At 36.7% G+C, this 22,031-nt stretch carries 21 protein-coding genes and 4 pseudogenes; 13 read left to right on the forward strand and 12 right to left on the reverse strand.

Features of this window, described 5'->3' with window-relative positions:
- Positions 1-378: 378 nt before the first annotated feature.
- The 5 genes and pseudogenes from EXN75_RS17785 to EXN75_RS12850 all read left to right on the forward strand — a co-directional run.
- A pseudogene (locus EXN75_RS17785) lies at positions 379-533 on the forward strand (tyrosine-type recombinase/integrase); the annotation flags it as partial.
- A 4-nt stretch (positions 534-537) separates the two neighbouring features.
- Positions 538-681, forward strand: a pseudogene (locus EXN75_RS18285) (recombinase family protein); the annotation flags it as partial.
- A gap of 35 nt (positions 682-716) precedes the next feature.
- Positions 717-908, forward strand: coding sequence for a hypothetical protein (locus EXN75_RS12835; protein ID WP_118120541.1), 192 nt, complete (start codon positions 717-719; stop codon positions 906-908).
- Positions 895-1,359, forward strand: a complete 465-nt coding sequence (locus tag EXN75_RS12840; RefSeq protein ID WP_134844115.1) for a hypothetical protein — start codon at positions 895-897, stop codon at positions 1,357-1,359. Before EXN75_RS12835 ends, EXN75_RS12840 begins: the two co-directional genes overlap by 14 nt.
- 1,578 nt (positions 1,360-2,937) lie before the next feature.
- The gene (locus tag EXN75_RS12850) at positions 2,938-3,387 is read left to right on the forward strand and encodes a hypothetical protein (RefSeq protein WP_246031399.1); all 450 of its coding nucleotides are present in this window, start codon (positions 2,938-2,940) and stop codon (positions 3,385-3,387) included.
- Between the two features lie 827 nt (positions 3,388-4,214).
- Here EXN75_RS12850 and EXN75_RS12860 read toward each other — a convergent pair.
- The 4 genes and pseudogenes from EXN75_RS12860 to EXN75_RS12870 all read right to left on the reverse strand — a co-directional run bounded on the left by EXN75_RS12860 (position 4,215) and on the right by EXN75_RS12870 (position 7,286).
- Complete coding sequence (locus tag EXN75_RS12860; protein ID WP_134844118.1) at positions 4,215-5,789, reverse strand: ATP-binding protein; 1,575 nt, start codon at positions 5,787-5,789, stop codon at positions 4,215-4,217.
- Between the two features lie 28 nt (positions 5,790-5,817).
- On the reverse strand, positions 5,818-6,072 hold the full coding sequence (locus EXN75_RS18290) for a helix-turn-helix domain-containing protein (protein WP_342776617.1): 255 nt from the start codon (positions 6,070-6,072) through the stop codon (positions 5,818-5,820).
- A pseudogene (locus EXN75_RS18295) lies at positions 6,067-6,462 on the reverse strand (recombinase family protein); the annotation flags it as partial. The pseudogene EXN75_RS18295 and the gene EXN75_RS18290, both read right to left, overlap by 6 nt.
- A 179-nt stretch (positions 6,463-6,641) precedes the next feature.
- The gene (locus tag EXN75_RS12870; RefSeq protein ID WP_223176161.1) at positions 6,642-7,286 is read right to left on the reverse strand and encodes a hypothetical protein; all 645 of its coding nucleotides are present in this window, start codon (positions 7,284-7,286) and stop codon (positions 6,642-6,644) included.
- Between the two features lie 418 nt (positions 7,287-7,704).
- On the opposite strand from EXN75_RS12870, the gene EXN75_RS12875 reads away from it, so the two are divergent.
- Positions 7,705-8,013 (forward strand): hypothetical protein, encoded by a 309-nt coding sequence (locus EXN75_RS12875; RefSeq protein ID WP_134844120.1) that lies wholly within the window; start codon positions 7,705-7,707, stop codon positions 8,011-8,013.
- A 154-nt stretch (positions 8,014-8,167) separates the two neighbouring features.
- A complete protein-coding gene (locus EXN75_RS18300) occupies positions 8,168-8,287 on the forward strand; it encodes an ORF6N domain-containing protein (RefSeq protein ID WP_271690965.1) in 120 nt (39 codons plus the stop codon).
- Between the two features lie 1,386 nt (positions 8,288-9,673).
- Here EXN75_RS18300 and EXN75_RS12885 read toward each other — a convergent pair.
- Positions 9,674-9,859: pseudogene (locus EXN75_RS12885) on the reverse strand (IS1380 family transposase); the annotation flags it as partial.
- A gap of 326 nt (positions 9,860-10,185) precedes the next feature.
- Between EXN75_RS12885 and EXN75_RS12890 the strand changes: the two are divergent.
- The 4 genes from EXN75_RS12890 to EXN75_RS12905 all read left to right on the forward strand — a co-directional run bounded on the left by EXN75_RS12890 (position 10,186) and on the right by EXN75_RS12905 (position 13,134).
- Positions 10,186-10,617, forward strand: a complete 432-nt coding sequence (locus EXN75_RS12890) for a hypothetical protein (RefSeq protein ID WP_022129820.1) — start codon at positions 10,186-10,188, stop codon at positions 10,615-10,617.
- Positions 10,618-11,134: 517 nt separating this feature from the next.
- On the forward strand, positions 11,135-11,416 hold the full coding sequence (locus EXN75_RS12895; protein ID WP_134844121.1) for an ORF6N domain-containing protein: 282 nt from the start codon (positions 11,135-11,137) through the stop codon (positions 11,414-11,416).
- Positions 11,417-11,426: 10 nt separating this feature from the next.
- The gene (locus EXN75_RS12900) at positions 11,427-11,978 is read left to right on the forward strand and encodes a hypothetical protein (RefSeq protein ID WP_134844122.1); all 552 of its coding nucleotides are present in this window, start codon (positions 11,427-11,429) and stop codon (positions 11,976-11,978) included.
- 238 nt (positions 11,979-12,216) lie between these two features.
- On the forward strand, positions 12,217-13,134 hold the full coding sequence (locus EXN75_RS12905; protein WP_134844123.1) for a leucine-rich repeat domain-containing protein: 918 nt from the start codon (positions 12,217-12,219) through the stop codon (positions 13,132-13,134).
- A gap of 90 nt (positions 13,135-13,224) precedes the next feature.
- Here the strand turns inward: EXN75_RS12905 and EXN75_RS17790 are convergent, their stop codons facing one another.
- Positions 13,225-13,383 (reverse strand): hypothetical protein, encoded by a 159-nt coding sequence (locus EXN75_RS17790; RefSeq protein ID WP_167639519.1) that lies wholly within the window; start codon positions 13,381-13,383, stop codon positions 13,225-13,227.
- Positions 13,384-13,468: 85 nt separating this feature from the next.
- Here EXN75_RS17790 and EXN75_RS18305 point away from each other — a divergent pair, with 85 nt between their 5' ends.
- Positions 13,469-13,783 (forward strand): hypothetical protein, encoded by a 315-nt coding sequence (locus EXN75_RS18305; RefSeq protein WP_246031401.1) that lies wholly within the window; start codon positions 13,469-13,471, stop codon positions 13,781-13,783.
- Positions 13,784-14,793: 1,010 nt separating this feature from the next.
- The gene (locus EXN75_RS12920) at positions 14,794-15,294 is read left to right on the forward strand and encodes a hypothetical protein (RefSeq protein ID WP_134844124.1); all 501 of its coding nucleotides are present in this window, start codon (positions 14,794-14,796) and stop codon (positions 15,292-15,294) included.
- Here the strand turns inward: EXN75_RS12920 and EXN75_RS12925 are convergent.
- The 6 genes from EXN75_RS12925 to pflB all read right to left on the reverse strand — a co-directional run bounded on the left by EXN75_RS12925 (position 15,252) and on the right by pflB (position 21,973).
- The gene (locus tag EXN75_RS12925; RefSeq protein ID WP_050796344.1) at positions 15,252-15,743 is read right to left on the reverse strand and encodes a CPBP family glutamic-type intramembrane protease; all 492 of its coding nucleotides are present in this window, start codon (positions 15,741-15,743) and stop codon (positions 15,252-15,254) included. The two genes, EXN75_RS12920 and EXN75_RS12925, sit on opposite strands and share 43 nt — an antisense overlap.
- A gap of 258 nt (positions 15,744-16,001) precedes the next feature.
- Positions 16,002-17,150 (reverse strand): hypothetical protein, encoded by a 1,149-nt coding sequence (locus EXN75_RS12930; RefSeq protein WP_134844126.1) that lies wholly within the window; start codon positions 17,148-17,150, stop codon positions 16,002-16,004.
- Positions 17,151-17,564: 414 nt separating this feature from the next.
- Positions 17,565-18,389: a GIN domain-containing protein gene (locus EXN75_RS12935; RefSeq protein WP_118116286.1), complete on the reverse strand. Its 825-nt coding sequence runs from the start codon at positions 18,387-18,389 to the stop codon at positions 17,565-17,567.
- A gap of 122 nt (positions 18,390-18,511) precedes the next feature.
- A complete protein-coding gene (pflA, locus tag EXN75_RS12940; protein WP_134844127.1) occupies positions 18,512-19,243 on the reverse strand; it encodes a pyruvate formate-lyase-activating protein in 732 nt (243 codons plus the stop codon).
- Between the two features lie 103 nt (positions 19,244-19,346).
- Positions 19,347-19,565, reverse strand: a complete 219-nt coding sequence (locus EXN75_RS12945) for a DUF6722 family protein (protein WP_118062908.1) — start codon at positions 19,563-19,565, stop codon at positions 19,347-19,349.
- A 161-nt stretch (positions 19,566-19,726) separates the two neighbouring features.
- Complete coding sequence (gene pflB / locus EXN75_RS12950; protein WP_134844128.1) at positions 19,727-21,973, reverse strand: formate C-acetyltransferase; 2,247 nt, start codon at positions 21,971-21,973, stop codon at positions 19,727-19,729.
- Positions 21,974-22,031: the final 58 nt, after the last annotated feature.

Raw genomic sequence — 22,031 nt, forward strand, 5'->3', positions numbered from 1 at the left:
ACACCGCAATATGTTCCAACAACAGAATCCAAACTGACTCCAATTCCTAAAACTGCCGTATATTCTTCTATCCTGATAGAAGAATATACTTACATCATTTTGTCCTGTGCCACATAGACAAGCTCTTGCACTATCGAACACGATGCGAAGTTCATTTCTCCTTATCTTGTCAAAGCATGGAATGCGCTTGTAGCCAATTTTATTTCTGATTAATTTTCTTTTTTATTTCATTCGCCTCTTTAAATAGGCTATTAGCAATGCTATCTTTAATTGCTGCCATCTGTATCATTTCGTTATGGTAGCGAATTGAGTCCTCGTAAGTATTTACATGAGTTCTCACTTTCTCAACAACTTCTTTATTTGGGCATACAGAAAAGTTCTTTTCGATGTATCGAACATTGTGCGACTACAAGACCGTAAGCGTACTGCTCGGTCATGCAAATATTACAACAACCCTTAATCTCTATGCTCACCCGAACATGGAACAGAAGAAAAAGTGCATCACCAAGATGTTCAAGTCTCTTGGAAAATAGGGAAGAACAGATGAAAGCCGAATATAGGGAAGTAATAAGTTTACTCCGCAAGGGATGTTCCATTCGGGATATGGCGAAGTTGAGTGGTAAAGGGGTAAGTACGGTACAACGAGTGAAGCGATTACTAAAAGTGCAATCACCGCAATAATACTATTGATTTTACGTTCTTTTCAAAGAAAGGGGTTGTGCAATAGTGGCTTAAAGGCTAAAAGCACTACCTTTGTAGTGCCGTACAATGGCGAGGACAACAACGACTATGTGGACGGCGAGGTGGTGCAGTATATCGAGTATGTTCCTTTCGGTGAAGTGTTCGTTGAGGAGCGCAATAACATTTCAAATAATCCATTAAGAAGAGAGAGAAATGGCAAAAGATAGGATGCTTTATATGAAATTATGTTTTGTAGTAATAGTCTTTGGACTATCTTTTATTACTTGTAACAAGCATTATATTAAGTATAGTGCTTGTTGCAAGCTTCCGATACCAAAAACTCCATTTTATCCAGATGCTTATAAATTTGCAAATACAAAAGAAGAGTTTTTGTCAAATATGAAATTAATTAACAATACAATAAAAGTAGAAGCCATTATTGATACAAATAAACTTGATTTTAACAATCATACATATCTCTTTGTATTTGGCGCACCAATAAAAAAAATGTACTATAGTTTTAAGACTACATTATTTGACGATAAATCTCCGAGTTACGCAAAGGCTATAAGACATAAAAAAAAATGTGTATTTATAAATTATAATATTCCAACAGGGTACACGTATTTGTATGAAATAAAAAAAGACGAGACCCTTACTGGTTTCAATGGAATATAAGAAATTCATTGAATTGACAAAGAATAGAAATCCGTGGATTATTGTTTATCCACGGATTTCTATTTCTTTGCCTGTATATAAAACAAAGATTCCTTAAACGATACCAGGCGCAAAAATAGTTATAATAGCAGCGAAAAATCTTGATTGTGACATTCCAACCGTAACTATGCCAGTTCAAATAACTTTAATCATATCAAAATGTAGTAAAATCATTAAATTCAGCAACAAAATTGAACGTAAGGAACAGGCGGGGCATGTCTGCCGATGGATGGCTTTTGGCATCACGATTGTCATCGTCGTCGTAGAATGTACCATAGTAATCGGCCTATTTGAATGGCGCAATAGAAGCAGGATGGAGAGCAGGATTGCAGAGAGGCACCTTTGGCGGAAAAGCATGTATGACTTGAACATGGGTGTCGCCAAATAGTCTCTGCTTGGTGAGACAATGGAAAAACATTGACAGACATATTATTGTGCGTTTTTGATTAATACAGTAATTCCATACAATAATTTCAAATGTCAATCGTTCTTTAGATAAAACATAAAAGCAAAACAATATGAAAGTATCATTAAAAAACAGGTCAAAAACCAATTGAGTGCCGTAAAAAAAGTAACAAATAAAGGTAATACATATGGGAAATTTTAAAAAAAGAACTCTTTTTTATACTAAAGATTGTTTATTTATAGGTGTATCAATTTTCGTTATAGATATTGTCACTTTTGTTATTTTAATTTTTTTGTCTATGAGTGATAGTGAATCACCCATACTTGCTGATTATGTACACATTTTTTTAAAAGAAGTTTTATCTTTACCATTATCATTGATTAACAATGATTACCCTTTCTTTTTAGATGACCACCAAGTTCCAAAATTAATACTGTTCACAATGCCTGCAAACATTCTAATACAATCAGTTTTTTTCTGCTTTATAAAGGAATGCATAACTAAAATCTTAGTTACATTTTCGAATAAAAAGAATATTGAATAATTAAGAAACAATTCACTACTGCCTACGAAAAATTTTCAACACTTCTAGAAGTATTGATTTATTGAGGTATGCGTCTTAAATATACAAGCTAACTCAGTTTAGTGGAGAAAGTGCTCATAAAGTCAGACGCAAAAATAATGGTACATAGGTATAGGCGTATAGAGCGTACTATACCCATTTTAGTATGATCGGCATGAGCTTATTCTAATGGGTGCAAGTCCCTAACAAGCCCTAATAGCGGGAATTGTATAGCCAATAGCAAGGGGTATTCCATTCGGGATGTGGCAAAGCTGAGTGGTAAAGGGGCGTGAGTACGGTACAACGAGTGAAGCGATTAATAAAAGTACAATCATCGCAATAATACTATTGATTTTACGTTCTTTTCAAAGAAAGGGGTTGTGCAATTGTTGCTTAAAGGCTAAAAGCACTACCTTTGCATAGGTGAATTTACATATAGTTGGTCAAAAGCGTCAAGAGCTCCTCACAGCATAAGAGCTACTGGAACCGCAGGGCGTTCAATATTCTGGAGGGTAGAATAATGATAAAGTGTATTTTAATCTCGTTTCTATTATGTATTACCTTTTCCCAAATGGGGAAAGGTAATACAAATGAATCACAGATTCAAGACATTGAATCTTCTATAATAATAAGAACACAAGAAAAAAAGTATTTCGTGGTTCAATTATTAAGAGAATTAACTGAAGAAGGATTTTATACAAGATTTTTAATTGTTAAAAAAAACAAGAAAACAATTGCACGTATAGCATTCCCATCTTCTGAAGACGTAAAGAACTTGAGTGTTAATATAAATAATAATAATAATGATTGTATTCTTGAATGCAATTATGGTGGAGGAGAGAATTTTTACAGTCGTTATTTTTATTTCAGATGCGCCAAAGGTGGGCTGTATTTATATAAAATTGTAGGAACGCATTTCATACCTGATTCCGATAAAAAAATAATAATAAAAAGATATATACACCCACAGATAAATATAAAAAAAATCAATTTTTTATATTATTTAGAAAATACTCCGTAAAACGACAATCGTGTTACAAGTTATTCTCCTAAAAATATGCGGGCATACACTATCAAAAAGAAAAAATAAGAGGAATAAGATATGAAACAACAAAAAATATATTCTATAATAATAGGATTGGTTGCATACATTATTATATCACATATATTCCATGTATTTTTTAGAGGTAAAACTGATATAGCACTAAGCTTATTGTATATTTATAATGATATGTTATATATTGTAGGTTATATCTTTACATTTATGGTCTATGGTAGTAATAAGTTTAATAGAATCTTGTTTGGTACATTAAGCATCGCATTTCTGTTGTTTTTTGTATATAATTGGTGGGTCGTTTCATCTATGCCTTATGAGAGATTCTTATATATAGGCTTAGGATTGCTTGTTTATATATGTGAGTACATGTATTTAAAAGCTACACAAAACGATTTGTAAAATAATTTAAAATATGAATGATAATATAATCCTATATGCTATTTCTTTAATATGCATAATATTGCTACTAATAGAATGGATTTTTATTAGTCACAAAAAATGTTCAATAAATGCCATTGTGTTTGTTGGTTATTCATTTCCTTTGTACTACTTAATGATCTATAAAGGGGCTGGTGGAGCAGCGTTTACGTGGTGGTTCTATTTGGTATTATTTACATCTATCCATGTAATAATTTTATTGATTATATTGTTTTATTTTTTTATTTCGAGGAGACATGCAAATGAAAGAAAATGATCCGTTTTTCAAGTTGTGGATCAAGAGAAATATTGCGCAGCTTTGATGGAATTGCTTGAGGGTGTATCATAGGTCCATGACACACCCTCATATCAAATTATACTTCCTTCCAATCAACTAATCCTTTACCTAAATCATCCAATTCTACAGCAAGGGCTATTACCTTGCGCTTGTCAGCTTTGAACGGTTCGGCATATTGCTTAGCCTTAATTTGCTCTGCTGCCGCATCAACACCACCATTGTTACTCAGCTTCAATTCCAATACATAGATGAAGGTCGATGTTTCCACCACCATATCTATTCTACCAGTAGCTATCATCTTTTCCACTTCCACTCGGCAACCGATGGCATTAAAAATGGTACTCAGAATCAGACGATAACGTTCTTCCATATCCATACTAGCAAGTTTCTTGTTGCTGTATGGAACATCCGCAATAAGAGCCTTCAGGCATTTCATAGCTTCTGGTAGTTTCCCCATATTCAGGTAAAGGTTCAGAAATGCTTGTGATGACTGAATGTCATTACTCTTACGCATGGAAAGGGCAGGCAACACGATTTCGTTCAAGGCTTGTTTTACTTCGAAATTAGGAATGCCAAGAAGGTAAGTACCATTCATATAACCCTTAATAGTGAGATAGCCAGACTGGTAAAGAAACAACTCTGAGCCACCACCCGTTACATCTGAAGTTTCTATGGTTGTACCTAGCAAGGCACTATGGTCAAAGTCGTTCAAGCGAATTTCCATATCATCAACAAATTTAGGAAGCAGCGAGGTTGCTCCTGATGAAGCCCAGTAATTCTTAAGACTGGAATCAGAAAGGGCATTGACAAGACTAAATGGATTGAATATATCAACCATATTTTCATGACTGAAATGATAACCGTCGTAGAAAGTCGTTAACTGTGCAATAGCTTCATCGAAAGTCCACTCATTCTTTGCTGCCAATCTTTTGACTTCTGGGGTGAAATCACGGAGAAGTTCTTCTTTCGTGATACCGCAGAGAGCTGCATACTCTGGATTGAAACTGATGTTGCTCAAATTATTGAGAACAGAGAATAGAGAGATTTGTGTAAACTTGGTAATACCAGTGATGAAAACAAACTTCTCGTATTTATCTTGGGCTTTCAGTACAGAAAACACTTCTCTGTAGATATCCCGACATGCTTCATGTTGCGGAGTCTTCCAGGAATGCTGCAATGGAGAGTCGTATTCATCTATGAGAATAACCACCTGCAGCCCAGTCTTATTGTAAGCCGTCTTTATAATTTCTATCAGACGAGTAGCTAATGGGAAGTTTTCCTTGGCTTCAATCCCATATAAAGATTCATATTCTTGAAAGCTATAGTTCAGATAACCTTTCAGACTTTCCGGTTCTGCTCCTGCCTGGCTCATGTCGAGTCTAATTACAGAACGCTTCACCCATTCCGTCTCCAGCTGCATAATCTTCAATCCCGCGAAGAGTTCCTTCTTTCCTAGGAAGTATGCTTCAAGCGTATCGACAAGAACGGATTTACCAAAGCGACGTGGTCGGTTCAGGTAATTATACTTCTTTCCCCTATTGGCAAGGTGCCAGATGATATCTGTCTTGTCAACATAAAGATATCCATCCTTTCTGATTTCTTCAAAAGACTGGATACCTACAGGCAATTTTCTGTCGTTTGCTTCTATCATAATTATTTGTGCATTTGTAAAAATATCACTACCGGAGCTTGCTAAGCTCATCTATATGTTCTTTGTTTGATACTTTGTTTGTGCTTGATTTACAAAGATATGGCTTTCTACTTGGCTCTATGCCTTCTAAGCGGAGATATCGATATACCGTTGACTTGGACTTTATATTTAGTTGACTTTGTATATCGTCTATTCCCATACCTTTGGCATATAGCATAGCAGCAGCTCTAGCCCTTTTGTTGCGCTTAAGCTTCGGTCTTCCCATTTTCTTGCCTCTCGCCATCGCTGCTTTTCTTCCGGCTTGTGTTCTTTCTATTATTAAATCTCGTTCGAACTCTGCTAGACTTGCGAAGATGTGCATCATCAATTTTCCTGAGCTGTTGGATGTATCGATATTATCTTTGAGGGATATAATCTCTACACCTTTTTCGTGCAACTCTGAAATGATGTTTAGCAAATCGCTTAAAGAACGTCATAGACGGTCGAATTTGTACACGACTAGTATGTCTCCCTTTCGAAGGTATTTAATCGCTTCTGCTAGCTCTAAACGGGCTTTTAGGCCGCTTTTATGCTCGGAGTACACCTTCTCACAGCCGGATTTTTCTAATTCTGACAGTTGTAAGTCTAAATTCTGGTCTTTTGTGGAGACCCTTGCATATCCGATTCTTGCCATACTTGTATTTCTATTTAATTTCGATTGCAAAAATACAAAAAAATCGAAATAACCACCAAGCTTTTTAGCAGTTATTTCGAGATTTTTTGTGGTTCGATTATATTTTAATTTTATCGAACTTTATTTTATTTTTACCTTTCTGCAAAGCTATTTGGATGTATTTTATGCCATTAGGACTATTATTCCTTAAGATATTCTTCCTTTAATTCTCTCTCTACGCTTAGAGATGGATGATTATATATCTGCAAACGACATACTTCATTTGGTATTTTTTCATAAGATGGTGTATTTTCTATCCATATAAGGTGATTATCATCTATAGAATAGAGGTATTTTGTATCTGGTGTAGTTATATAATCGCTAATATTTTTAATATAAAGTCTATTTGCTTTTTCGTTATACATATAAGGTAATATGACATATCCTATTTTTTGTGGTGGAATAAAATATAATAATCTAAAAGAAGTTTTCTTACGAATTTTATAAAAACCAGTACATATATCTCCAACGATGTCTCCAACTTTTAAACTGTCTAATATTACATTTGTTTTGCCAATAATATATGTTTTCTCCCATTGCCAAATTCTTTCATTATCCATATATTTATTTAAAGAGTGTGAAGCTACTTTCGGTAAAATAAAATAGTTTTTGCCTTTATATACTTGCATTCTAAAATGAATATTCTCAGAAGGAATATCTATCTTTAAGTTTGTCTTTGAATACCTTTTAGAAAACGATTGAAAAAAAGGAATAGATATTATGCAAAGAGTGACAATCACTCTTTGCATAATATCTATTTTATTTTTTTGGAGAAATATTAACATAAGCAGATATGTTAGAATTATAAATAAAATGCAAAGTTACTAAAAATAGTTATTTGTTGATCACAACAAGTCTATATTTAACACTATTTACACCATAAGCCATATGCTATTTTGTTACCTAGGTGCGAGAAATGCGCAAAACACGTTTAAAGGTAGTCATAGGATACTTTTCATAACCTTACTTCCATCATACCACCATACATTTTCTGAAGTTTCTGTCGCAAAGCCTATGTAGTATTTCTGTTTCTTCTCTACAAATCCATTAAAATACTTGGCAAAGCGTTTGAATTGTGTATTACAGTATGCAATATCTTTCATCCGATTTGCAGACAATTAAATATTAATTTAACGCAGTATTGAACTTAATCTTTGCATCGATGTACCTAATAACTAATACATGTATAGGTCTATTAATTGAATGAAAGACAATAAGTCTTTTCTGTCTTCTGCTAGTTTGATTTCTGCTTTAACAAGTGTTGGAACTCCGTTTTCTTTTCCACAAGCACATCAAAAGCCTTTTGGATGGAAAGCAACAACTGCTCGATGTCCTTGTTGGTCTCCACGGCTTCCTTGCTCTTGTTCTCCTTTGGCTGCTTTAGAGCTTTATGTTAATAAAACTACAATCACAGCAATAAAACTATTAATTTTACGTTCTTTCCCCAAAAAGGGTTTGTGTGATAGTAGTTTAAAGGCTAAAAGCACTACCTTTGCATGCAATAATAAGTAACAACACGTTTAAGGTCACAATTTGTGACCTCAAAAATAAAGATAGAAATATGGCAGATAATATAGAACATCAAGATAAAGGAGAACTGGTCGCAAATTACGACCGGTTATAAAATGATGAAGTCGTAGTTACCACTCCTGTAGAAAGTCGAATAATGTCTATTCGTGGAAATCAAATTATGATAGATAGAGACTTGGCTGAACTTTACGGAGTGGAAACTAAAAGATTAAACGAGGCTGTAAAACGTAATATAGAACTCCTGATTTTAGAATAAGAATAAATCCATACACAAAGGATTTTACACCAATCGAAAAAACTCTTCAAGAATATGACAGACTTGGTATCACAATATATTAAGAAAGGACTACATAGTCTTTATTACGCTTTTTATGTTATAATAGAAGGAATTTTTAAAGTAAGTCATTCATGGAATCCCATAATCAGCATAGCGGGAATTATATCGCTTTTAGTAGCACTTCCACTAATTAGCATAATTAGATTGCTATTTCTATGCTGGATGGATCTTGATATTCCTGTGAATACTGCAACAATAATTTGCATAATTATATGGAGTGGTTTATACTGGTTGACATATCATTATTATTTTCCTGTATACGAAAAAATTGAACGAAAATTTCAAAAAGATAGTATGTTGTCCAAAATAGTTTTTGGGATGTTTGCGATTGCAGTTATTTGTATATCAATCCACATCAATTGTTGGCTATCAGAGCTTTATCTAATAAAATGGAAAAGCCTATGATAATCATCATCTAAAATAGGAAGGTGCGTCACAGACTTATGACACACCCTCTTTTATAATAGTAAAAATACGCTTTATGAAAATTGTTACTTTTTGTATATATATAACTATTTGTTTTCTAATTATTGGTTGCAAAAAAAGTACTTCAACTATTAGAGACAACGCCTATGATTCTGTGGAAAAATATGAAACAGAATTAGAAAAATTATGTTTAGAATCGCATAATAGTTCTGTAACATATTCAATAAGAATAAAAACAGAAGACTTAACTAATGATTATGAGTACAAGTATTTAGGTTCATTAAAAATTAAGAAAAATAATTTTTAAGTAATACAACAAAAAATATTGTCAGGTCAGTATCAAGATTCACAAAGAGCGGCAGTTTCTATAAGATTGTTCTTAAAGGGAAAATTATATGGAGAATTTACCGGATTGAACAACTTTTACAAGATTAAGATTACATCAAATACTCTTTGTTTATATAATTATGAAACAAAAAGTAGGTCTATATTTGAACTAAAGGATTCTATACCAAATCTATTGTTTTTCCCTTATAATGATAAAGACAGTCTATCAAGTGGAGACATTTTTTATTTTAATAGGCCTTAAATCCGCAACCTATTGGGTTTCGTGGGATTTTGCTTGTAAAACGACAAAAATTCATTTTATTGTACATATTCCTTGCATAACAGAAACGTCGTAAACACAAAATCCCCTTACCCCATAAAGCGACTTGAGGTAATACGCTGGTTTAACCCAAAAAGCATGGTCTTTAACCAAAGTCTGTCTTGAACAGGTTGGCATAAGCATTGTTGTCTGAGTAAATGTTCAATACATGCCTACGTGATGTCTTAATCCATTTTGGAAGTTACGTTCATGTCATCGAAGATGCGTTCCTTGCCACCACGAAGATATACGCACATCAGAGAGCGTAGAATCTCGCTATATTGATAACCAAACATAGTGCATCTCAATCCCAAGGTGGAATCTATGGTTTGAGCTAAAAGAGCATCAAATTGCTTCATAATCGAAAAAATTCCCCCAAAAGGAGTGAGTTTCTCAGATTTTATTTGTAGTTTTGCCATGTCATTCAGAATTTTGTTTGTTTTTATTTTGCAACACTAAGATAAGTGAAATTTCTGACATGGCAAAATCCTGAGCAACTTTTTGTTGCTCAGGTGCTTATAAAAAATATTAAATTATAGTGTTGCGGAAATAAGGATGGAAAAAAGGTAAATTCGGAAGCCCTTCGAGAGGAGATTCAAAAAAAGGTTATCGTCTTGACCCTGCGCATCCTAATGCAAAGCCTTGCAGCGGAGAAGAATACCCACATATAAACTATTGGGATTTCACAAAAGGCAAACGAAATGCAGGTGGTATTAGTGGTGCTGAGCCTAGATAGAAATAAAATATGGAAAACTTTAAAATTGATTTATTTGAAAAAGAAACGGGGGAGTTATTTCCCTCGTTTCAAAAATTGAATCAAACAGACTGTAATATATGCTACCAACATTTTCGAAAGAATATTAAAGTATATGATTTACATGAGTCTGTTTTTGATAATTTTCAATCAAATGGTTCTTTTATTGAAAAGTATAATGCACTTGATGACCACTTTTCATTATTAGAATTATTTGCAGATTTGAATTTATGTTGTGATGTTATCTGTATTAATTGGGATGAGTTTAAAACAATAGATGTATTCCGTACAATAGATTTATATAATTATTTTAGTGATATATGGTTTCCTTCCGCCGATAATATAATAGTATTTCCCAGGAATATGACTATATTTATTATGATTAGGCATGATGGTGCAATCTATTATGTCAAATGTGATTAAATAATTGTAGAACTACCATATATAGAGAAACTTTTAATGAGTGAAACGCTGTTTCCAAAAATCATCTTTCTACAAAAGAATCTGCGAGCTGTTGGACAACAAAGAATAATTCGTCAACAACCAGTCATACAGACACATACAGCACTCTCCATATAAGGAAGCCCCGACAAGGCTTCCTTATTTTTTCCATACCACAGTCCATACTTTCCATATCAAAAATCTTGTCCATATTATGCCTACCTTTGCAGTGCAATCCAGAGATAAAAAGTCGCTGCAGAGGCAAAGAGTCCAAGGAGAGCAAAGAGTTCTTACACATTATTAATTATTAAAAATTTAAGATTATGATTAAAGTTAATAAAACTACAATCACCGCAATAATACTATTGATTTTACGTTCTTTTCAAAGAAAGGGGTTGTGCAATAGTGGCTTATAGGCTAAAAGCACTACCTTTGTACGCAATATAACAACAATACGTTTAAGGTCACAAATCGTGATCTCAAAAATAAAGATAGCAATATGGCAGACATAACGGAAAAGACAGGAAACGGCGAACTGGTCGCAAATTGTGACCAGTTGGTTGTCGTAGATAATATAGAGTCTCTAATAAAAGTAATTAGAGGACAGCAAGTTATGCTTGACAAAGACTTGGCAACGCTATATGGTGTAGAGACAAGAACTTTGAACCAAGCAGTCAAACGTAACATTCAGAGGTCCCCTTCTGATTTTAGGTTTCAGTTAACAATGGAGGAATGTTCAAAATCACAGATTGAGGAATATCATTCCTTCAGAGAAATTTAAAATAACAGGTATGAAATATTTAATGCAAATATTACTTGGTTTAATACTTTTACAACTGCTGCAATCATGTGATTACAGTAAGAGTCGCGATGTGTTGTGGATGAAAAAAAATTTTGAAAATAATGCAGAGCTTTTTTTTGATGTTACTAATTTATTTAATAACTCTATTCCAATAAATTTAAAAAAAGAAAATTATGTTAATTTTAATATTAATGATAAAAATAATAGTGTTGATATTATTATAACAAGCAAAAAAGTAATTAATGGAGAAAGAGTCACTCAAAAAGCTAACTCACAAAGGTTAGATAACAAGAATTTTAATCTATTATTGAAAAACTTAGGATGGAACTATTCAAAAGTTGATTCAATACGAAATATGTTACAGAGGATAAAATGCAATACCATTAGAACCGTTGATTATAAATATTTTGATATTGAAATTTATAATAGCTCTAATTTATCGTATTCATATTTACATCTCAAACATAGTATAGAGTACCATAATATTAAAACAATATCAAATAACTCTAAATATGGAAATCTGTTTTCTATTTCTAACTAATAGCTTGTAGCCGAATAGTAAAAGAAAGCAATTGCAAGCGTGTAAAAAAAGACTGAACAAAATGCAATGAATCAAAGAGGAGGCGTACAACATTTGGACAATAAAAGAAATGAAATACGCCCTTCTGATTGGAGCAAATATAAAGTTAAACCAATAAAGTAAAAATTAAAAGTAAATGATGTGCAGAATTTACGAAGTTATGCTTTGTAAAAACTGCACATCATAATAACAATGAAATATGTGGTATAAAGAAAAATATAGAATAGTAACAGAGAATCCATATAATAAGGAAAAATTAAATGGATTAGGTTTGGCTATTTACAGTGAATGGAAAGATTCGTTTGTAAACATCATCCAGAAAAATGAAATAAAGCATTTATTCCTGAACTATTCATTGGGATGGAAATGTTCAGACTATACTTTTTTAAGATATATAAAGCCGATAGCAACATTAGAAATAATAGATACTCATTCTGTTGGAATTAAAAATGTTGAGCAACAGCATGAGTTGGTAACATTGTGTTTGAATTTACCCAATGCTAATGATATTGATTATCATGCCTTTTACCATCTAAAAAATGTGTTTTGTTATGGTGATAAACGAAATGATTCTTTATTTTCTTGTAATAGTATAGAAAAACTATATATTGATGATTTTAAAATTGGGGATAAACATTGTATTGGAAATTTGAAAAACCTGAAAGATTTAACAATAGCTAATTCCAATATAACATCTCTATCTTTTGCGAAAGAACTATTGCAACTTAAAAGTTTAACTATACTAAATTGCAAAAAGGTACAGTCGTTTTCGGACATTTCTTTTCTTAGAAATTTAATAAAAATAGAGATTAGAGGCGTCAAAAACCTTCACGACATCAACTTTTTAGCAAACTCAAAAAATATTGAGGTTGTTATAATAGAAACAGATAAATTGGCTTCAATCAAGTCTTTGGTTGGTTTAAAAAGGATTAAAGCTCTTGCTTTATTTGGGAAAAATTTCTTAATAGAAGATATGGATTTGACACCGATATACAATTTAGAGCAGCTTTCAATGTTGGATATCCCGAACCGAAAATGTTACCCAGTAAAAATAAATTGTTATTGGAACTGGGATGATTATGGGAAAATCCGTAAAAATTGGTTGACTGAAAAATAAATTTACCAATTTTATTGAGATGAGGAGAGTGTAAAATAAGCTGTGTCAAGCTATAAAAGTTATAGTTAGACGCTGTTTATTAATATTTTTCTATACTTTCTGTTCATGAATATAGTTCTTCTTATCCTCTTTTTGGGGTTCATTACCGAACGAATCTATCAAAACAATATGGTTGGCATTCCTCACCTTATAGAATTTATTGTCACCACTTGAAGGATGTACAAGCATCAATATATTACTGTCAAGCATTTGGAAAGTTCCTCTTAACCTTTCCTGTTTGTTCTACTTTTCTTTGAATGTCTGTATCAACAAGTAGGTACCATCAGCATTTAACGTGAGTGTTGTTTCAACATTAGGCGGCAACACACCACAATATGTTCCTGCTATGGAATCCATGCCAGAGGCTAATGGTGAGGTCATCAATCAAAGAACAGTGCAAGTGTTTGTGCCATACAAGTATTTGTATCTTTTCGATGAGCCAAGGATGGCTCATGTATCTTTCGAGGGCAGCAACAATGCATCTTATAATTGCGACATCATAAGCCATAACGCCAAACTCATACATAGGGAAGATGGCAATTATTTTATGGCTATAGCCACAATGTGCACACAGGAGCAAAATGCCCCATGTTCCATTGAGAACACTTGAATCATCTTGGTTAGGAGAGAAATCTCAATATCTTGGATAGCCTTGAATATAAGTTGGCGTAGTTCATATACCCATATAAAAAGCGAAGTCCCACCGTGGTACGCATCGTTGAGAGGCGTGGTGGGATTTGTTGCTGCAAAAATACGCTTTTTTGTAGGAATCTCCAAATATTTTCTTAGAGAACTGCATTTCATGCATGGGATTTAACACAAAAAGTTCTAATTGCCATAAAAATCTCATCGTAAATCATTGGATATTTAGAAAATTATCGTATCTTTGTCCCCGAATTAAGGTGTTCTTTGTATATTGCAAAATACAGAAACGAGCAGAAGTCCGCTCGTTTCCATATTGTTACCTATATAATATAGGCAAACGCCCAAGTTCTTGATATTCAATCAAAGTCCTATTTAGAGCGAGTTAAAATACTTAATTTTACGTTCTTTTCAAAGAAAGGGGTTGTGTGATAGTAGTTTAAAGGCTAAAAGCATTACCTTTGGATGCTGTTAAATATGGTAATGTTCAAAGTCACAATTTGTGATTTTGGAAAAATGAATATAAATATGACAGATAAAATAGAAAAAAAGGAGAGCAGCGAACTGTGTATATCACATAGGTGCATCCATTAAGGACTCAGGTAAAAAGTGGTTTGGTTTATCCAAGATGGAGATACTTACACCAGACGAATTGGTGGAAAGAATAAACAAAGAGTAATCTGTAGCTTGGATTATATAGTATTAAAGCGCATCGCCAGTAAACGTCCTTTGTTATTTGATCCAAAATAGAACACTTTAAAAACGGAGGTAGAATGAATAGATATTTCGACTCTTACGGTTCAGATCCACGCCGCATCCAGTATGCTGGTAGCGAGACTGATGACTTTTCTGTTGATTATAAGGTTATTGAATTTTCACTTGCGAAACTTCAATTAATTACACCTAAGCGAATTTCCACAAGTAAAAGGTTCCACTATCTTGCTGGATGAGGTTTATAATTTAAAATACACTATCTTCATGAATAAGTTATTAAAAATATTTTGTTTTTGTGGGTTGTTTTGCCTATGGAATTGTTGTAAAAATAGCATACATCCTAATCTTATAAACAAAAAAGTTTGTAAGCAAATATTAGTAAAAAATTATTTTGATGATAATGAATACATTATTAATGATGATATTTCAATCCAAGAACTGTATGAACTCTTACAGGATGCAACTCTCTGTGATATAATCAAATTGCCTCCAAGATTAGTATTAACTATAAAAGGTACAAATTATCATCAGACTTTTTTCATATGTGATAATTATATAAAAGATGACAAAAGAAAAATATATAGATGTAAAAAAAATATAGAAAAGGAGTTAAAGAAAATCATCAAAGATAATCGTTCACACAACGGTTTGGAACGTAGTGAATGGCAGGCTGTATATAGAAAGTATTCCTTTCTTTTTGTATTTTTGTCCCAAGCATTACATTATCTCCAGCAAATCTTGACTTTTGGCCCATACCAAATGTAGAGCCACAGCATGATGGTGATGACGAGACAAACGATTGACGACCAATGGCTTGGGTCGGAGAGGCATTTGAAATAAAAATTGAACAGACCATGGAAGCAGGCCACCAGTATAAGAGAATGCGTATCACGGATAAGCTTGTCAAGACCAAAAGAAGCAAGGAACAACAAGGCAAAGAAGCCCACATCCCCTATTTGCCATGCTCTGCAATGCCAAAAGAACCAAAGCAAAGTGGTGAGCAGCAGTCGGTGAATGATTTTGCAGCCAATTAGTTCGCTATAAAGGTATCCACGCCAGCCCACCTCTTCGAAGAAGGCATAGAGCAGATATACAAACAATAACCACAAACAGAGTCCTATCTCCTTGTAATCAACAATGCCAAACAGAACAAAAGGCACCGCCAATGTGAGGATGCTCTTGGTGACCGATGTACCAAAAAGAGATGTCTTCATTTTTCTTCGAAGCGCCAAGATAACGACAATCGCGCCTATGAGTGGACTCAAGCCACCTACGAAATCCCCCAATTTGACGTGGGATGGGTCTATGGTCTCAAAGCGGGTTGAGACGACTCTTATTAATACCGCCAGAACATAGAAAAGCATGATGCTCCATGTCCGCTTCTGTTTTAATATGGAGGATATCTTCATTTAGATGGGAAATTTGGTTCAAAGTTATATTATTTTTTCTTAAATCGAGCGGAATGTATGGGATCATTTCTCGCGCTGTGCGAATCGGCAAACCTCGATGAGTTTCTGCTTCAGCTTGCCACGGCCAGCTATCACAGTTTTATTTTGCTTCAACACGCTGTTAGGCCAGCCATCCTCGAAGCAGGTCACACTGAGATACTCCGAGGTCTGGGCATCTTGGTCAACTGCCTTGTCTATCTCCTTCTTAAACTCGTCGTCCAAGTCCTTGATGTCGCCATCATGATCCTTGCCGTCCTCGATCTTCTTGCCCTTCAGTCCTTCCGTGATGGCACCCATCAGTCCGCCCATCACCTCCTTCACGGTCTCCTTTGGTATCACGCTGACCACCTCGCAGGAGATTGTGTAGTTGCCATCCTTCTCTAGGCTGGCATTGATATAAGTGTCGTTGGCGTAGCTATCCTTGGTGGCATCCTCGTGCTCGTGATGCTCGCCCACGGCATATTGGCTTCCGTGGCAGGCGAAGAGCAGTTTCAGCTCCTCCATGTAGCCCTCCACCAACTCGTCGGTGTTAGCCTGGTTGCCTATCTTCATGAAGTCAAGACCTATCGCCTTCTTCATTGCCTGCATGATGGGCATGGAGGCGATGTCCTTCATGTTCGCCTTGAAGAGAGCCTTTGCCTGCTTCTTGATTTGCGAGAGATTGGTAATCTTGGTGATGCGACCGTATTCATCGGTCTCAAAGTTGATGGTGCTGCCTATCACGCTCTTGGCGGTGCGCTCCGCTATCATGGCCATCATCTTGTCCCGGAAGTTATCGCCCACCGAATCGGCCTTTACGTCCAGGAAGGTATAGCTCATCTTATAGCCCTTGCTGGTGGAATCGTTTACCACGAGGCGCACCTGGGTGGATACGCCGAGCGTCTTCACCGTGTCCTTGCCGTTCACCTTCCATTCATTCTCATTTATCCAGTATTCGCAGGTGTCGCCCTTGCAGAAGTAGGCCACCACATTCACCACCGAGTCTTCGACAGCTGTGTCCACTTCCAACGTGTCGGAGTTGTTCGATAGCCATTGACTATCAGTGATTTTCTTGTCAATCGATACCGTGTCCTCTACCTTAGGCGACATTTCTCCGCCCTTCACGATGCCGTGATTGGCGAGCAGTCCGCAAGCTATTATGCAGCTCATCACTATCAACGAGATTTTCTTCATAAGTTCATTTTTATGTTGTTTATTCTTCAAGTTTTTATTTCTCGCTGCAAATTTACGATTTTTTTTGTAAAAAAAAGCCAAGCTCCTAAAAAAAACTGTAAAGATAACCCAAGTTTAACATAGCCAAACCGTTTCTCTTGCAGTCTTTGTTTTTATCGTTTTTCAAAAAGCTAACAAGACTTCCTTACCGTTTTTCGAAAACCTACCCGTCCTTCCTTACCGTTAAGGAAGGCTCCACCTCTCTTCTCGGTCTTCTCCCCTCAGGGAAGAAGAGGAAACCGCTCCTACTCGTCGCTCTTAACCGCTGCGCTCTAAGGTTGGCGGGGCATCAAAGCCCTCGCCAGGTGGTTGTGCGGGATGGGACCGCCTTTCTGTATTTGCTGCTTGCTAAAGGAAACGGAGGGGAAGGAGGGGTTAGTTGTTTCTGATTTTTAAATCGGATATTTGATAGCGGCCGACACCATCTTTTTCTTTTGTCAAGCTGTTGGTTACTCCTGATAGCTTGATATTGCCGACGCCTTCTATCATCGCATGAATCGATTCACAATCTACTTGGGCTTCTACCTTACCTACACCTTCATTGTCTATCTTCAACCTGCCACCTTTGAAATGACCGATTTTTACATTGCCGACTCCTTCATTGTCGATGTTCACATCGTCTGACTGAAGACGAACTACTGTGACACTTCCTACTCCCTCATTATCAATCCCTACTCGATTCGCCAGGAGATTCTTGATCTCTATATTTCCTACTCCTTCATTGTCGATGTCAAATACATCTGAATTGATGGCGTCTGAATGGAAGGATCCGATTCCTTCTAAGGTGATCTTCACTAAATCTGGTGACGTGATATATACTCGCATACGACTGCCGGAATCGAGTTTACTGACACCTGTTATCTTGCTCTTTAAGCCAATCTTCAACTTTCCTTCTCGATAGATTGCCACGGTTTTATCCTCAAATTGCTTCCGAAGCTTATCATCCTTGATGTGAGTAAAGTCGAAACGCACACTCTGCTGATCTCCATTATTCTGTACATAATAGACATCCGCTACTGTTTCTACCTCTATTTTGACAAATGGCTTCTCTGTCAGATCCGCCTCTACAAAATGAAGGTTTCCGGTGTCTATCGTTCCATTACTCATAATCCCATTTGAATAGGAACAAGATATCGTTGCAGTTCCCATCAGAACTGCCAGCATAACAAGTATGCCGCCTTTTTTCAATCTTCTCATCATTTTCTAAAATTTAAATATGATTCGTAAAGTAAGCCGTTGCAGAAACGACCCATTTTTTTAAACTCATTTTCCATATAGGCGAAAGGGGCGCTACTTAAGTTGCGCCCCTCACTCATTTTATTTTAAAAAACTTTTTTGCTTAAGATCTTCTTAGCATTCTCTATTCTTTCTGCAGTAGGAGGATTGACATCCTTGAGCGGATAGTCAATGCCTAACTTCTCATACTTATAGATTCCTAATGTATGATAAGGAAGGACATCTACGCGTTCCACATTATCCAATGTCTGAAGGAAATCACTCAACTGCTCCAGATACTCATCTTTATCTGTAATACCAGGGATGAGTACATGGCGAATCCAAACTGGTTTCCGGATATCGCTCAGATAACGAGCACAATCCAGAATATTCCTGTTAGAATGCTTGGTCAGTTTACGATGCTCCTCATCATCTATATGTTTGATGTCCAGGAGTATCGTGTCTGTTACCTCCATCAGTCGCTCAAACTTCTCAAAGAAAGTCCCCTGACGGGTAAACAACTGTGCAGAAGTATCGAGACAGGTATTGATACCACGACGGTGCGCTTTCTCAAACAATTCCAGCAGGAAGTCGATTTGCAACAATGCCTCGCCACCGCTCACCGTGATGCCACCTTTGTCACCCCAGTAAGTACGAAACCGTTCCGCCTTGTCGAGCAAGTCATCTGCAGTCCATTCCTCTCCCACTCCCACTTTCCAGGAATCAGGATTATGGCAGAACTGACAGCGCATCGGACATCCCTGTAGAAATATCAGGAAACGTATGCCTGGTCCATCTACCGAACCAAAGCTTTCTATGCTGTGAATAAATCCTTTCATACGCCAGCTTTCTTCTCTTGGTAATTATCCCAAAGAATAAAAGCAAGCCCAGGAACGACTATAAGAGCAGTGACGAGACCCAAAAAATCAACTAAATCCATAATTATTTCTTTTTATTTTTAGACTTTATTATAAAATACATTCCTAATGCAACTATCAAGACCATAAAGAAAACGCCCCAAGCATACAACCTAGTTCTATCTATATTATCTTGCATAATTCCTGCAAAAATGACACCACCAAGAATGAGCTTGACAACATCAAAACAGAATTTGTAACCCTCTTCATAAAGGGCTTTCTTTTGTTCATTATTTAGTTTCATACTGCAAATATAGCACTTTTTTCAATACCAAGTTTAAATTTGCAGTTAAATAAGCTAAAATTGCCCGCTAAATATCTTCGAAAAGAAAATATAGCGGGCAATCTATATGTTACAAAGAGACAAGAGAATTCTTCACTCTTCCCTCTTCATTCTTCACTTCCTTAGAGTCTCTCGTGAGCCTGACGAGCGATTACGTCGAGCTGCTGCTCACGGGTCAAGTCGATGAACTTAACTGCATATCCACTGACACGGATTGTGAAGTTCTGGTATTCTTCCTTCTCTGGATGCTCCATAGCGTCCTTGAGCTTATCTACACCAAATACGTTCACATTCAAGTGGTGAGCACCCTGACTGAAGTAACCATCCATTACACCTACCAAAGTCTGGGCACGCTCCTCGTCATCATGACCGAGAGCACCTGGACTGATAGTCTGGGTATTAGAAATACCATCGAGCGCATACTCATAAGGCAACTTAGCTACTGAGTTCAATGAAGCCAAGAGACCATTCTTCTCTGCACCGTATGATGGGTTGGCACCTGGAGCCAAAGGAGCACCGGCTGGACGACCATCAGGCATATTGCTGGTGTACTTACCATATACTACATTGGATGTAATCGTAAGGATAGAGGTTGTAGGCTCTGAATCACGGTAAGTGTGATACTTCTTGATGAGAGACATGAAGGTCTTGAGCAACCATACTGCAATCTCATCAGCACGCTCATCATCATTACCATAACGTGGGAAGTCACCCTCTGTCTTGAAACTCAATGGGAAACCGGTCTCATCACGGATGATATTTACCTTCGCATACTTGATAGCTGAGATAGAATCTACTACGTGGCTGAAACCTGCAATACCTGTTGCAAAGGTACGACGTACATCGGTATCGATGAGTGCCATCTCTGCTGCCTCATAGAAGTACTTGTCGTGCATATAGTGAATCAAGTTCAATGTCTTCACATAAACACTTGCCAACCAGTCCATCATATCCATGAAACGTGGCATGAACTCCTCGTATGTCAATACATCACCCTCTACAGCACGATACTTAGGACCACACTGCTCACGGGTCTTAGAATCTACACCACCAGAAACTGCATAGGTCAAGCACTTAGCCAAGTTGGCACGAGCACCGAAGAACTGCATTTCCTTACCTGTCTGTGTAGCAGATACACAGCAGCAGATGCTATAGTCATCACCCCATACTGGGCGCATTACATCGTCATTTTCGTACTGGATAGAACTTGTCTTCACAGAAATCAAAGAAGCATAGTGCTTGAATCCCTTAGGCAAACGAGCGCTGTACAATACAGTCAGGTTTGGCTCTGGTGAAGGACCCATGTTCTCCAATGTGTGGAGGAAACGGAAGTCGTTCTTTGTAACCATAGAACGGCCATCCTGACCCATACCACCTACCTCAAGTGTTGCCCATACTGGGTCACCAGAGAAGAGTTGGTTGTAAGAAGGGATACGTGCGAACTTCACCATACGGAACTTCATGACCAAGTGGTCGATCAACTCCTGTGCATCAGCCTCGGTCAAAGTACCCTCCTGGAAGTCACGCTCGAAATAGATATCGAGGAAAGTTGAGATACGACCTACAGACATCGCAGCACCGTTCTGTGTCTTTACTGCACCGAGGTAACCAAAGTACAACCACTGTACAGCCTCACGCGCATTCTGAGCTGGCTGACTGATATCAAAGCCATAGCTTGCAGCCATTTCCTTCAAGCCCTTGAGCGCCTTGATCTGCATAGCAACCTCCTCACGCAGGCGGATGACCTCGTCAATCATCTCACGGTCGCCCATCTGATTCAAATCCTTCTGCTTTTCAGCAATCAGGAAATCAATACCATAAAGAGCAACACGACGATAGTCACCTACGATACGGCCACGACCGTAAGTATCAGGAAGACCTGTAAGAATATGATTGTGGCGAACGAGCTTCATCTCAGGAGTATAAGCATCGAATACACCATCATTGTGAGTCTTGCAGTACTTGTGGAAAATCTCGTGGAGCTTCTCAGATGGCTCATAGCCGTATGTTGTACAAGCCTGCTCTGCCATCTTGATACCACCGTATGGCATGAAAGCACGCTTCAATGGCTTATCAGTCTGAAGACCCACTACCTTCTCCAAGTCCTTGGTGCCCTCACCGATGTAGGCTGCACCGTATGCTGTCAATCCTGATACTACCTCTGTCTCCATATCAAGCACACCACCCTTGGCACGCTCCTGTTTCTGGAGTTCCTTCAACATACCCCAAAGGGTATCAGTAGCTTGGGTAGGTTCTGCCAAGAACGTCTCATCGCCGTCGTAGCTGGTGTAGTTGTTCTGAATGAAGTCACGAAGATTGACCTCAGATTGCCACTTGTTTCCTTTGAAACCTCTCCATTCTGTTCTCATAATCAATGTTCCTTTATATTTAAATAGTTAATAATTATAATAATGAATACAATTTTTC

Source organism: Segatella hominis (genome assembly GCF_004535825.1).
Taxonomy (GTDB): domain Bacteria; phylum Bacteroidota; class Bacteroidia; order Bacteroidales; family Bacteroidaceae; genus Prevotella; species Prevotella hominis.